Genomic DNA, 242 nt, shown 5'->3' on the forward strand with positions numbered 1-242 from the left:
TTCGAGCCTTATTATGGAAATCAAAATTATTATCAACCGTTTGAAGTGTCATTTATGAATCAAGCTCAACAACCACAACAGCAGCAATCTTATGTGAATCAAGCTCAACAACCACAACAGCAGCAATCTTATGTGAATCAAGCTCAACAACCACAACAGCAGCAATCTTATGTGAATCAAGCTCAACAATCACAAGCTCAGCAACCATACATGAATCAACAACAGCAGCAGCCTTATATGAA

1 pseudogene is annotated in these 242 nt (G+C 38.0%); it reads left to right on the plus strand.

Annotation, left to right across the window (positions count from 1 at the left end):
- A pseudogene (locus tag MR170_RS31695) lies at positions 1 to 242 on the plus strand (YppG family protein); the annotation flags it as partial.

The sequence above is a fragment of the Bacillus cereus group sp. BfR-BA-01524 genome, assembly GCF_022662595.1.
In the GTDB taxonomy this organism is placed as follows: domain Bacteria; phylum Bacillota; class Bacilli; order Bacillales; family Bacillaceae_G; genus Bacillus_A; species Bacillus_A thuringiensis_S.